13 protein-coding genes and 1 pseudogene are annotated in these 11,520 nt (G+C 70.0%); 9 read left to right on the top strand and 5 right to left on the bottom strand.

Annotated features, from left to right (window positions below):
- Positions 1 to 777: pseudogene (locus tag GA0070562_RS27545) on the bottom strand (hypothetical protein); the annotation flags it as partial.
- 197 nt (positions 778 to 974) lie between these two features.
- On the opposite strand from GA0070562_RS27545, the gene GA0070562_RS27540 reads away from it, so the two are divergent.
- On the top strand, positions 975 to 2,795 hold the full coding sequence (locus GA0070562_RS27540; RefSeq protein ID WP_091427344.1) for an acyl-CoA dehydrogenase: 1,821 nt from the start codon (positions 975 to 977) through the stop codon (positions 2,793 to 2,795).
- A 179-nt stretch (positions 2,796 to 2,974) separates the two neighbouring features.
- Here the strand turns inward: GA0070562_RS27540 and GA0070562_RS27535 are convergent, their stop codons facing one another.
- Entirely contained in the window at positions 2,975 to 4,033 is a 1,059-nt protein-coding gene (locus GA0070562_RS27535; RefSeq protein ID WP_091427342.1) for an aldo/keto reductase, read from the bottom strand.
- A gap of 88 nt (positions 4,034 to 4,121) precedes the next feature.
- Here GA0070562_RS27535 and GA0070562_RS27530 point away from each other — a divergent pair, with 88 nt between their 5' ends.
- From GA0070562_RS27530 to GA0070562_RS27520, 3 genes are all read left to right on the top strand, one after another.
- Complete coding sequence (locus GA0070562_RS27530) at positions 4,122 to 4,727, top strand: TetR/AcrR family transcriptional regulator (protein WP_091427339.1); 606 nt, start codon at positions 4,122 to 4,124, stop codon at positions 4,725 to 4,727.
- A 76-nt stretch (positions 4,728 to 4,803) separates the two neighbouring features.
- The gene (locus GA0070562_RS27525; RefSeq protein ID WP_091427337.1) at positions 4,804 to 5,430 is read left to right on the top strand and encodes a VOC family protein; all 627 of its coding nucleotides are present in this window, start codon (positions 4,804 to 4,806) and stop codon (positions 5,428 to 5,430) included.
- A gap of 39 nt (positions 5,431 to 5,469) precedes the next feature.
- Positions 5,470 to 5,955: a GNAT family N-acetyltransferase gene (locus tag GA0070562_RS27520; RefSeq protein WP_091427333.1), complete on the top strand. Its 486-nt coding sequence runs from the start codon at positions 5,470 to 5,472 to the stop codon at positions 5,953 to 5,955.
- 153 nt (positions 5,956 to 6,108) lie between these two features.
- Here the strand turns inward: GA0070562_RS27520 and GA0070562_RS27515 are convergent, their stop codons facing one another.
- Positions 6,109 to 6,684: an HD domain-containing protein gene (locus GA0070562_RS27515; protein WP_091427330.1), complete on the bottom strand. Its 576-nt coding sequence runs from the start codon at positions 6,682 to 6,684 to the stop codon at positions 6,109 to 6,111.
- A gap of 57 nt (positions 6,685 to 6,741) precedes the next feature.
- Positions 6,742 to 7,488, bottom strand: a complete 747-nt coding sequence (locus tag GA0070562_RS27510) for a GntR family transcriptional regulator (RefSeq protein ID WP_091427328.1) — start codon at positions 7,486 to 7,488, stop codon at positions 6,742 to 6,744.
- 176 nt (positions 7,489 to 7,664) lie between these two features.
- On the opposite strand from GA0070562_RS27510, the gene GA0070562_RS27505 reads away from it, so the two are divergent.
- The 4 genes from GA0070562_RS27505 (at position 7,665) to pyrE (ending at position 10,338) form a co-directional block, all read left to right on the top strand.
- On the top strand, positions 7,665 to 8,855 hold the full coding sequence (locus tag GA0070562_RS27505) for a helix-turn-helix domain-containing protein (RefSeq protein ID WP_091427326.1): 1,191 nt from the start codon (positions 7,665 to 7,667) through the stop codon (positions 8,853 to 8,855).
- A gap of 223 nt (positions 8,856 to 9,078) precedes the next feature.
- Positions 9,079 to 9,519 carry a hypothetical protein gene (locus GA0070562_RS31010; protein ID WP_393353410.1) on the top strand — a complete coding sequence of 147 codons (441 nt, stop codon included), beginning with the start codon at positions 9,079 to 9,081 and terminating at the stop codon, positions 9,517 to 9,519.
- 94 nt (positions 9,520 to 9,613) lie between these two features.
- A complete protein-coding gene (locus GA0070562_RS30410; protein WP_166456489.1) occupies positions 9,614 to 9,787 on the top strand; it encodes a hypothetical protein in 174 nt (57 codons plus the stop codon).
- A 26-nt stretch (positions 9,788 to 9,813) separates the two neighbouring features.
- Positions 9,814 to 10,338, top strand: a complete 525-nt coding sequence (gene pyrE / locus GA0070562_RS27495; protein WP_091427325.1) for an orotate phosphoribosyltransferase — start codon at positions 9,814 to 9,816, stop codon at positions 10,336 to 10,338.
- Positions 10,339 to 10,352: 14 nt separating this feature from the next.
- On the opposite strand, the gene GA0070562_RS27490 is transcribed toward pyrE, so the two are convergent.
- The gene (locus GA0070562_RS27490; RefSeq protein ID WP_091427322.1) at positions 10,353 to 10,943 is read right to left on the bottom strand and encodes a GIY-YIG nuclease family protein; all 591 of its coding nucleotides are present in this window, start codon (positions 10,941 to 10,943) and stop codon (positions 10,353 to 10,355) included.
- A gap of 115 nt (positions 10,944 to 11,058) precedes the next feature.
- Here GA0070562_RS27490 and GA0070562_RS27485 point away from each other — a divergent pair, with 115 nt between their 5' ends.
- Positions 11,059 to 11,487: a YunG family protein gene (locus tag GA0070562_RS27485; RefSeq protein ID WP_225853098.1), complete on the top strand. Its 429-nt coding sequence runs from the start codon at positions 11,059 to 11,061 to the stop codon at positions 11,485 to 11,487.
- Positions 11,488 to 11,520: the final 33 nt, after the last annotated feature.

Here is an 11,520-nt window from a genome sequence, read left to right as displayed (position 1 = left end):
GTCGCGGAGGTAGAAGGTGGAGTTGCTGGGTCGGAAGACGCCGACGGTGTCGATGCCGTCGTTGTTCCAGTCACCCGAGATCGGCACATCCTCCGAGCGAGGGCCGGCGGAGTTCCAGAGCGAATCGACGATGATCTGCGCGTCCGCCGCCTGGGCCTGGTAACGGTCGGGGTAGGCCGACACCTGCACCGCCTGGCAGACGTCGCCGATCGGGGCGTTGGCCCAGCTGCCGTTGGGATACTTCCTCACCATCGCGTCGAGGAAGGCGTTCGTCGCGTAGGCCGGGTTGAGCCGCTCCGCCCGGGTGCCCCACCACTCCTGCTGCTGGAACAGGCCGAGGCTGGTGTGGTCCACCTCCTCGCTGATGTTCTGCAGGTGGGTCTCGACGATCACCGTGGTGATCGCGATGACCGCAGCGCGCGAAGCGAGGCCTCGTGCCCGCACCGCCTCGACCACCTCTCGCGCGCAGGACACGCGGTACGCCGTCATGTAGCCCCGCATGTCCGAGTTCAGCCGCGAGTTCAGTTGGGTGGCGAGGGTCGCGTCACTCCCGGTGGGCCCGGCGGGGTCGCACGCGACCGTCTGGTAGAGCGCGGTCATCGGAGCGAGGGCCGGCGGCAGGTCCGAGCCCGGCTCCGCGGCCAGGGCGGGGGACGCCCCGAGCAGCGCGGTCGTGGCCAGCGTGACCGTGACGCCGAGGGTTACCGCCTTGGAGGAGAGGTCTTTCACCAGTGACAATCCAATCGCCGAGGTACTCGATGACATGCCCGGCTCCATCGGCCGGGCTTGTTCCCAGAGATTCGCGTATGCCGCTGGCCGAACGCTGACGCGTCGCTGTCAGGACCGAACCTGTACCTGGCCGGCGTCCGGGGGTTCCGGAGGTGGCGGAGGGTGCGCCCGCGGCCCGGATCGGTCAGGATGACCACGGGAGGCCGTCGCCGGGTTGCGCCGCGGCTGACCGGAAGGAGTCCACGTTGTCCTCGTCCGATCTGCTGCTGTCCCGTCGTGACCTCGCGTTCCTGCTGCACGACTGGCTGGACGTGACCCGGCTGACCGAGCGGTCCCGCTACGCCGAGCACTCCCGGGAGACATTCGACGCGGTGCTGGACCTCGCCGCCCAGGTCGCCGCCGAACGGTTCGCTCCGCACAACCGGGCCGCCGACACCGGCGAGCCCACGTTCGACGGGCAGCGCGTGCGGACCATCCCGCAGGTCAAGGCCGCCCTGGAGACGTTCGCCGGCACCGGGCTGCTCGCCGCCACCATGGACGAGTCGGTCGGCGGCATGCAGCTCCCGCACGCCGTGGCCGCCGCCGCCTTCACCTGGTTCCAGGCCGCGAACGTGGGCACGGCGGCGTACCCGATGCTCACCCTCGGCAACGCCAACCTGCTGCTCGCGCACGGCAGCGCCGAGCAGATCGACACCTGGGTCCGCCCGATGGTCGAAGGGCGGTTCTTCGGCACCATGTGCCTGTCCGAACCGCAGGCGGGCAGCTCACTGACCGACCTCACGACCCGCGCCGAGCCGCAGGACGACGGCACCTACCGGATCGTCGGCACCAAGATGTGGATCTCCGGTGGTGACCACGAACTGGCCGAGAACATCGTCCACCTGGTCCTCGCCCGCATCCCCGGCGCGCCGCCCGGCGTGAAGGGCCTGTCGCTGTTCATCGTGCCCAAGGTGCTGCTCGACGACGACGGGAGGCCCGGGCCGCGCAACGACGTGGTGCTGGTCGGGCTCAACCACAAGCTCGGCTACCGGGGCGCCACCAACACGCTGCTCAACTTCGGCGAGGGCGTGCACCGGCCGTACGGGCGGGCCGGGGCGGTCGGCTACCTGGTGGGACAGCCGCACCGGGGACTCGCGGTCATGTTCCACATGATGAACGAGGCGCGCATCGGCATCGGGGCCGGCGCCACAGCGCTCGGCTACACCGCGTACCTGAAGTCCGTCGCATATGCCCGGCAGCGCCCGCAGGGCCGGCCGGTCGCCGACAAGGACCCCACCACGCCGCAGGTGCCGATCGTGGCCCACCCCGACGTACGCCGGATGCTGCTGGCCCAGAAGAGCTACGTGGAGGGCGCGCTCGCGCTGGTGCTCTACTGCGGACGGCTGCTGGACGAGCAGAAGACCGCGCCCGCCGAGGCCGACCGCGAGCGGGCGCACCTGCTGCTGGACCTGCTCACCCCGATCACCAAGAGCTGGCCGGCGCAGTGGTGCCTGGCCGCGAACGACCTGGCCATCCAGGTGCACGGCGGGTACGGCTACACCCGCGACTACGACGTCGAGCAGCACTGGCGCGACAACCGGCTCAACGCCATCCACGAGGGCACCCACGGCATCCAGGCGCTCGACCTGCTCGGCCGCAAGGTCACCATGCGCGACGGCGCCGCGCTGGAACTGCTGCTGGACACCATCCGAGGCACCGTCACCCGGGCCTGGAAGGCGGAGGGGTTCGCCTCGGAGCTGGCCGGTCAGCTCGGCGCGGCGGTGGACCGGATCGCCGTGGTGACGCGGCGGTTGTGGGCTCCGGGTGATCCGGAGCTGGCGCTGGCGAACGCCTCGGTGTACCTGGAGGCGGTCGGGCACGTGGTGATCGCGTGGATGTGGCTGGAACAGGTCCTGGTGGTGGAGGCGCTGGGGACGCCGGAGGGAGCCGAGGGGGAGTTCCTGGCGGGGAAGAGGCAGGCGGCGCGGTACTTCTACCGGTGGGAGCTGCCGAAGGTGGCGGCGCAGTTCGACCTGCTGGAAGGGCTGGACCGGACCACGCTGGACATGCGTGAGAGCTGGTTCTGAACTGCTAGGGGTTGCGTGAGGCGGACGGGTGCCGTCACCACTAGAGCCACTGCCACATACCTCAGCGAGCCGTGGATCTTGTTAAGGACCCGTCCAATCTGCGTGCCGGGTTACGCGGGGGTGCCGGGTTACGCGATCGTCACCGCGGTCGACGCACAGTTCGCTGGTCTCGTGGTCGATCAGGCGGCGCCACGCTCGCTGACCGGCCGGCGGCGCAGGTTCGGGTTCAGCAGGGCCGGGGGCAGGTAGGCCTGGTCGAGCCGGGTGACATCGGTGCCGGGCGCGACGATCTCGTCGATCCGGTCGAGGATCTCGTCGGTGAGGGTCACGTCGACGCCGGCGAGCAGGTCGTCGAGGTGCTCCATCGTGCGCGGGCCCAGGATCGCGCTGGTCACGCCGGGGTGTGCGACGGCGAATGCCATGGCGAGGTGGGTCAACGGCATGCCTGCCTCGTCGGCGAGCGGGACGAGTTGTTCGACGACGTCGATCCGGCGCTCGTCGGTGAGGTGCTTGGAGAAGCGGGCGCGGCGCAGGTCGTTCTGCTCGCCCTTGCGGACCCGGCCGGTGAGCATTCCCTGCCCGAGCGGGCCCCACACCAGCGTGCCCATCCCGTAGCGCTGTGCGGCCGGCAGCACCTCGCTCTCGATGCTGCGGTTGAGGATCGAGTAGGGCGGCTGCTCGGTGTGGAAGCGTTCCAGCCCGCGTCGTTCGGCGACCCACTGCGCCTCGATCATGTCGGATGCGGGCATCGTGGACGACCCGATCGCCCGGACCTTGCCACTGCGGATCAGGTCGGAGAGCGCGGAGAGGGTTTCCTCGATGTCGGTGTCGGGGTCCGGACGCTGGATCTGGTAGAGGTCGATGTGGTCGGTCTGCAGGCGGCGCAGCGAGCTCTCGACCGCGGTCATGATCCAGCGGCGGGATGCGCCTCGCTGGTTGGGGTCGGTGGCCGCGGTTGCGCCCGGCGTCCGGGGCAGCGTGTTCAGCCTCGGAAGGCCCACCTTGGTCGCGAGGACGACGTTGTCCCGGCGCCCCTTGAGGGCCCGGCCCACGATCTCCTCCGAGTCGCCGTACGCATCGGCGGTGTCGACGAGGTTGATCCCCGCGTCCAGCGCCTTGTGAATGACCTTGATCGAGTCGTCAGGATCGGGGTTCCCGATCACCGTGGCGAACATCAGCGTGCCGAGCGCGTACGGGCTGACCTTCATGCCCGTCCGGCCCAGGGTGCGGTACTGCATGCGCGTCTCCCTGCGGTATCGTCGTATGCGGAATCTCTTTCCGGAACTATACGGAAAGCCTTTCCGGAAAAGCAAGGGAGGCGTAGCTGTGTCCGACGACACATCAGACTTCGTTGTTCGCGAACGCGCCCCGCGTCGGAAGCGCACTGACGCACGCCGCAACATCGAGTCCCTGCTCGAAGCGGCGAAGACGGTCTTCAGCACCGTCGGCGTCGACGCCCCCGCCAAAGAGATCACCGATCTGGCCGGCGTCGGCGTCGGCACGCTCTACCGGCACTTCCCGCAGCGCTCGGACCTGATCAAGGCCGTCATCGAACGCGAGATCGACGCCTGCGCCGACGCGGCCCCGGCGCTGGCCGCCGAGCACGAGCCGGGGGTCGCCCTCGCGAAGTGGCTCGATCGGTTCACCGCGTTCGTCGCGACCAAACGCGGCTTCGCCGCGGCCCTGCACTCCGGCGATCCGGCGTTCGACGGCCTGCCCGGCTATCTCATGCAGAAGCTGGGACCGGCCCTCGAGTCCTTGCTCAAAGCCGCGACGGCCAGCGGCGAGATCCAGGCCCGGATCACTGCCCAGGACCTGCTGTACGCCGTGGCGAAACTCTGCGCGCCCATGCCGAACGAGGACCCCGACTACGGCCGGCGCATGGTCGCACTCCTCGTCGACGGACTACGGTCCGGCGAATCCCCGCACTGACGTATTCACCGTCGGCCGGCCATGCGTGAAGCGCCACGGTGCGCTCCGTCGCGCAGCCGATGCTAGGTTCGCCGGCATGACGGGGCAGATCACGGCCGGGCAGTTCCACGAGGCCGACGGTGTCGAGGACTGGCGCTGCCTCTACCACGTGGTCTCGGCGTATTTCCGCACCGCCTCGCTGGCCAAGGGCATAGCGTTCGTCGATGAGGTCGGTCGGCTCGCCGGTGGCGCGGAGCAGCAGTACGTCAGCATCGATCTGCGTCATGCCGGCGTCACGGTGTCCCTGTTGTCGCGCGACGTGGCGCTGGCCCGGCGGATCTCGGCTGCCGCCAGGGAGCTGGACATCCCCGCCGATCCGACCGCCGTGCAGCTCGTCAACGTCACCCTCGACGCCCTGGTCGGCGCGGACGTGCTGCCGTTCTGGCGCGCGCTGCTGGGTTACCGCCAGATCGATGACGACTATCTGGCCGACCCGGCGCGCAGGGGTCCGGGCTTCGGGGTGCAGCCTATGGATGCCCGGCGTCCACAACGCAACCGCATGCACCTTGATGTCGCCGTCCCACATGACCAGGCAGAGGCCCGCATCGCCGCCGCATTGGCTGCGGGTGGCCAGCTGGTCTCGGATGCGCACGCACCGAAGTGGTGGATCTTGGCCGACGCCGAGGGCAACGAGGCGTGCGTCGCCACGTGGGTCGGCCGATGACAGCGGCCCAATGGCTCGACCGTCGGCCACACTTACGGCATGACAACGACGATCGTGCCGGTAGCCCCCGCCCACCCGGCGTTCGATCAGGTAGCTGCTCTGTTCGACGACTACCGGGCGCACTACGGCCAACCGTCAACCCCGGAGATCACCCGCTCCTGGCTGCACGACCAGATCGCACAACACCGGATCTGCGTCGCTGCCGCCATCCGAGCTGACCGCGTCCGCGGCTTCATCACGGTCACGGTCACGCCGGCATCGCTCAGGCTGGGCACCTCATGGTCGATCCGCGACCTCTACGTGGCCCCGCACCATCGCCGAAGCGGTATCGCGAACGCCCTGCTCCAGCACGTCATCCGCAACGCCCGTGCCGCCGGTGCGCATCGCGTCTCACTCCAGACCGAGACCGACAACATCCCCGCCCTGACGCTCTACACCGAGATCGGCTTCCAACCCGTCACCGGCCTGGAACTACTCAACCTCACCTTCGATCCCACCCACCAGAATCCAGGAGACACGGCCTGACTGTTCCACCGCCCGGCCTCGATCGAGGACGTACAGGGATGCGGTCGCAGACACCTACCTCGGAGCCCTCCCATCGCGGTCCGCGACGACAGCATGTAACGCACGCTCATCGGCAGGTGTGAAAGCTGGCGAGGGCTGGGCGGCATCCGGCGTCTATGCCGGGGCGGGCGGGCTCAGCCACGCCATCGGTGCGCCGGTGAGGGCGGCGTCGGCGAGGCGGTGAGCGGAAGCGGTCTTGAGCGCCGCCCGCGAGCTGTCGATCCAGCGCTGAACGTCCGCGACTCCCTGATGCCGGTACTCGACCGCTTGGACGAGGCACTCCAGCTTGTCCGCGTCCCGGGCCACGACCGCTTCCAGAGTTTCGCCGGCCTCGTACTCGGCGACGGCAGCGTTGATCACGTCGGCAACGGCGGGCGGGCAGGCGGCGACCTGGTCGGCGGTGACGGCGGTATTGGGTGCGGCCGTGAGATAGCGCTTGGCGATGTGGGGGATGTCGGTGATCCGGGTCTCCTGCGTGTCGTGCAGGACGCACAACATCGAGACGCGAGCCGGATCGGCGCCCTCCATGGCCGCGAGCATCATGCCGATGAGCGCCGTGCGGAACGAGTGCTCGGCGATCGACTCGGGGTGCTTCACACCGGCGAACCACCATCCGGTACGGGCGGCGCGCTTGAGCACGCCTGCCTCGAAGATGAAGCTCATGGCTCCTGCATGAGGATCGTTGCCCATCGGAAGTGTCCTCTCATCCGGCAAGCTTGTCGACAGCGCATCGCTCGTGCCGACTCGTCAGTCGATGGGAAGGCGGTAGACGAGTTCGTACCGGCCGCCTGGTAGCACGATGTCGGCGGTCTCCACCGGCGTACCGCCCGCCGTGTAGGTCCGCTCGATGGTGTGCACGAACGTGCGGGCCGGCAGGTGGAGCGCCTCGACCTCGTCGGCCGTCGCTGATCGAAGGCTGACGCGCTCCACGACCTCGTCGACCCGTATGCCGATGGCGTCCATGCGTGCGAGGACGCCCTTCACGTCGCTGTCCTCCGGCCACTCGATCGGAGTGCCCCTGGTGAGGGCAAGCGGCTCGTACGACACGGAGAGCTGTATCGGCTCGCCGTCGGAGAGGAAGCGGTACGACGTCCGCATCACCGGCGCTCCCGGTTCGACGCCGAACCGGGCGGCAATCCGCTCATCGGCCTGCTCGCGTCGGCTGTCGTGCTCCCAGGTGCCCTGCTGCCTGGCACCGGCTGCGTCGCGGGCGAACGGAGAAGTCGGGCCGTCGGCGGAGGGGACGTCGCGGCCTCGGGCGTGACGGACCAGCCGGGTGGCGTCCCGGACGTACACGCCGGATCCGGCGCGACCCTCCACGATGCCCTCGCCCTTGAGGACGGCGATCGCCCATTTGGCGACGGTCCGGCTCACCTCGTACTGGCGCATCAGGCCGGACTCGGACGGCAACTTGGCTCCAGCGGGGAGTTCTCCGGACAGGATCGCGGCGCGTAGGTCGGCGGCGATAGCCAAGTAGGCAGGCGGCGTTGGCATGTCGGCGGCACCTCCGGTCAGCCCAACCAGTCGATCACAGAGTGCGGGGGAGCGGCAGGGAGCAACCGCCTCGACGTCAATACAAGAGCAGCGATCCACGTACACTGGCGAACGGGCATGCCGACTCACCGGCCGATGCCGCAGTCCCAGCCCTCGTCCTGGGAGGCAGGCGAGACATGGCGAGCAAGGCCGACACGATCGGCGCCCGGATCCGCTACTGGCGGATGCGCCGTGGCGGAATGAGCCAGGCCGTCCTCGCCGGGCTCGCCGGAGTCAGCCAGTCCTACATCTCCCAGGTCGAGTCCGGTCGCAAGACGATCGACAGGCGCTCCACCCTGGTCGCCGTCGCCGCCGCGTTGCAGATCACGGTCGCGGACCTGCTCGGTCAGGGCACCGAGACGGGCGATCCGGCGCGTGAGCGTGCGGCCGAGTGCGTGCCGGCGATCTGGTCCGCGCTGATCGAGATCGAGGACGGCGAGCGGCGGCCATCGATCCTCACCCGGGAGGAGTTGGCAGCGGGTATCGCGCGCAGTGAGCAGCTTCGCCACCGCTCGAACTTCCCGGCCATGGCCCAGATGCTGCCCGGCCTGCTGCTGGAGGCTGCTGCGGCGAGCGGACCGGCGCTCGCTCAGGTGGCGTACCAGGCGTCGGCCTGCCTGCGGCACCTCGGGTACCGCCACCTGGCGTTGAACGCGGCGCGGGTCGCGGTCGCGGCGGCCGAGGACGTGGAGGAAGCGGCGTGGCTTGGCGCGACCCGTTTCGCGTACGCGCAGAGCCTGCCGATCGAGTCCGCTCCGCTCGCCGCGCGGGCGGCTGACCGCTCCCTTGCAGAGCTGCAGTCCGCCGCCTCCGACGAGCGGGTCCGGCAGATGCTCGGTCAGTTGCACCTGTCGGCGGCTCTCGCCTCGACAGTCAGCGGGCGCCCGGACGTCGCGCGTGACCATCTGACCGAGGCTGCCCGGGAAGCGGCGACCCTCGGCGACCCGGCGGACGGCATGGGATTCAACGGCTGCGGGTTCGGGCCGACGAACGTGACGCTGTGGGAGATGTCCATCGCCGCCGAGTCCGGCGAGCCCGGCCGGGTGATCGAGCTGTCCCGCACGGTGCGGCCGCAGGTGTTGGCGGCGTCGATCCGGCAGATGTCGTACTGGCTCGACCTCGGACGGGCGCTGGCCGATTCCGGTCGCCGGGACAACGAGGCGATCGCGGCGTTCGTACGCGCGGAGCAGGCTGCCCCGGTGCCGTTCTCCCTCAACCCGCTCGCCCAGGACGCGGTCGTCGCGATGGCGCAGCGGGCCAAGCGCCGGGCCGTGCCCAACGAACTGCGCCTGCTGGCCGGGCGGCTGGGCATAAGCCTGGCGGCATAACCAGCGGTAATTTCTCCATCACCAGGCGGCCCTAGTGTCCGTTTTCGGGTGAGGAGACGCCTCATCCTGCCGGCGCGACGTCGCACTCCCTTGTGAAGTGATCCGTCGCGCCGGAGCGGACGGAGGTGGTGATGGGCGGTCGGAACGGCTGGCGCCGAACAGGCCAGGAGGCACAGAGGGCCGAATGGGAGGCGGCGAAGCGGCGGATCCTCGCGCTGGCTGAATCGGATCACGCGCAGGCAGCGCCCGGCGAGTCGACAGCGGGCCAAGCGCCGCACCGGGACGCCGACGTCGTCGCACCCGCCGAGCGGCGCCTGCCGTACGAGGGCTACCTCCTCGCCGTCGCGTCGACGCTCGTACGCCGGCATCGCCCGGCCTGGTCGTGGCGGAAGTGGCGGTGGGTGTGCCGCTGCGGTGCGGACCTGCCGTGCCGGAACCGCCACCGCGTACCGATCAATCGCGGTCACTGGCCGCCGCAGGAGGACCAGTGAGTACTGCGGAGCAGGCGATTCTGGCGGTGCACGTACGGGGTCTGGACGGGATGTGCGTGGGTTGTCGGCTGTGGTGGGCGCGGCTGACTCCGTACCCCTGCTGGCAGGTCGCGTGGGCGACCAGCAGGCAGGCGCGCGCGAGCGTCGCCCGCTTCCTGGGGGTGCGCGGGTGAGCACCCACGGGCCGATGCTGCCGGTCTGGTCGTGCGGTGGGTGCGGTGCGCCCTGGCCGTGCGCGTTGCACCGGCGGTTCCTGGGGTGGCTGCGGTGAGCGTGCTGCGGGCCGGCGACGAGAAGTTCCACTACAGCGACGGGTCGCACCGGTGGACGGCGCCGGATCCGGAGTACGACCAGGAGGTGTGGGAGGAGCAGGTCCGCCAGCACAAGCTGGGTCACCTGCGCAACGAGCGCCCGAGGGTACGCATCCGGCGGATCGGGTGACGCCGGCCTGGTGCGAGACTGGGCCGGTGACTCACCTGCTCGCGCGCCGTGTCTATGACACCTGCCACCTCACCGGAGAGTTCCGTCTCAGGTCGGGGCAGGTCAGCGACGAGTACTTCGACAAGTACCTGTTCGAGGGGAAGCCGGAGCTGTTGCGCGACGTCGCCGAGGCGATGGTGGCTCTGTTGCCGGAGTGCGACGTGCTGGCGGGGATGGAGATGGGCGGCATCCCGCTCGCCACGGTGATGTCGCAGCTGACGGGTCTGCCGACGGTCTTCGTGCGCAAGCAGGCCAAGGAGTACGGCACCGCGAAGGTGGCCGAGGGCGGGCCGGTGAACTATCTGCGGGTCGTGGTGATCGAGGACGTCGTGACCACGGGAGGCGCGCTCCTGGCCTCGTGCGGACACCTGCGGTCCGTCGGCGCGCAGGTCGAGACGGTGGTCTGCGCCATCGACCGCGAGCAGGGCGGCCGGGAGAACCTGGCGGCCGAAGGGCTGCACCTCCGCTCCGCCCTCACCCGCCGGGATCTGGACGCCTCACTGGTGGCGTGAGGCTCGCACCCCACCTACAGCTGGGGCTGCGCCGGGCCGCTGCTGATGTTGTACGAGTTCTTGGCGGCGACCACGGCCGCCTGGATGTGCTCGGGGTCGACGCCGTGGACGTTGAGCGGCGGGTGCAGACGCCGGACGAGTTCGGCCTCGATGTCCGCCGGCTCGGGGTCCTCCGCCCAGGTCAGGCGCAGGTGTTCGTGCATCCAGGCGGTCAGCCGCGTCTCGTCCTCGGGGATGAGGACGACGCGGTCGGTCCAGGTCGTCCGATAGCCCTCGGACACGAGGAGACCGGCCAGCGTGCGGCGCAGCGTCGAGCTGCCCGACCGTCGCAGGTGGTTGCGCAGGATCCGGCCCCGCAGACTGGTCGCCCGGCCGAGATAGAGCATCCGCCGCGACGGGTCGCTGTCGTTCGGTGGCCCGGGGAGGTCGGGGAGGACCGAGGGTGGGGCCCACCAGGCGTAGACGCCGCTGCCACGGGCGAGGCGCTTGACGGCGACGTCGAGCGCGACCGGCGGGCCGGAGAGCAACCGCAGGGCCTCGTCGACCCGTTCTTCGTCGGTCGGGACGTCGGCGGATCGCCGTTCGGGGAAGGTCACCGGGACCATCCTAGGCGCTTGGCGGGTCGAGGCCGGAGGCTCTCCCCGCAAGGCCCCGTCATGCAGCGGCAGATGGACACGCCCGACTTGACTCTCGACCCGGTCGAGGGCCGACCCTTCCCGGGTGACATATGAGGAGCGCGACAAACGATCAGTCCCTCTCTCGATCGACCTGGAGATGCTGCGGCCGGTGCTGCGCGCCGGCTGGGGAGCGGACACCTGCGACCCGCACGATGTGCAGGATTGGCATGCCGGCAACGCAGCCCGTGGTCAGTGCGGGGTGACCGCACTGATCATCCAGGATCTGCTCGGCGGGGAGCTGATCCTCGGCGAGGTCCACGCCGGAGACGCCAAGGTCGGCTACCACTACTGGAATCGACTGGCCGACGGCCGCGAGGTGGACCTGACGGCTGACCAGTTCCAGCCACCGGAAGTCGTCGTCGGCGGTCAGGTTCAGCAACGCCCGCCGGGCCCACCTGTGCGATGCCGCCGGCAGTACGAGATCCTGCGGGACCGCGTCTTCGCAGCTCTCTACGGCGGGAGGTCAAGGTAACTGATCTGATCTCAACCGCGGTTGAGGTTGCAG

It is taken from the genome of Micromonospora tulbaghiae (assembly GCF_900091605.1).
Taxonomy (GTDB): domain Bacteria; phylum Actinomycetota; class Actinomycetes; order Mycobacteriales; family Micromonosporaceae; genus Micromonospora; species Micromonospora tulbaghiae.
The sequence above is the reverse complement of the archived record's forward strand: the minus strand, read 5'-3'. Positions and strand labels throughout refer to the sequence as shown.

Coding starts and splice junctions, on each gene's coding strand:
- GA0070562_RS27535 (WP_091427342.1), bottom strand. CDS start 4,033: ATGCAGTACCGCACCCTGGGCCGGACGGGCATGAAGGTCAGCCCGTAC.
- GA0070562_RS27525 (WP_091427337.1), top strand. CDS start 4,804: ATGACGGGGCAGATCACGGCCGGGCAGTTCCACGAGGCCGACGGTGTC.
- GA0070562_RS27520 (WP_091427333.1), top strand. CDS start 5,470: ATGACAACGACGATCGTGCCGGTAGCCCCCGCCCACCCGGCGTTCGAT.
- GA0070562_RS27515 (WP_091427330.1), bottom strand. CDS start 6,684: ATGGGCAACGATCCTCATGCAGGAGCCATGAGCTTCATCTTCGAGGCA.
- GA0070562_RS27510 (WP_091427328.1), bottom strand. CDS start 7,488: ATGCCAACGCCGCCTGCCTACTTGGCTATCGCCGCCGACCTACGCGCC.
- GA0070562_RS27505 (WP_091427326.1), top strand. CDS start 7,665: ATGGCGAGCAAGGCCGACACGATCGGCGCCCGGATCCGCTACTGGCGG.
- GA0070562_RS27490 (WP_091427322.1), bottom strand. CDS start 10,943: ATGGTCCCGGTGACCTTCCCCGAACGGCGATCCGCCGACGTCCCGACC.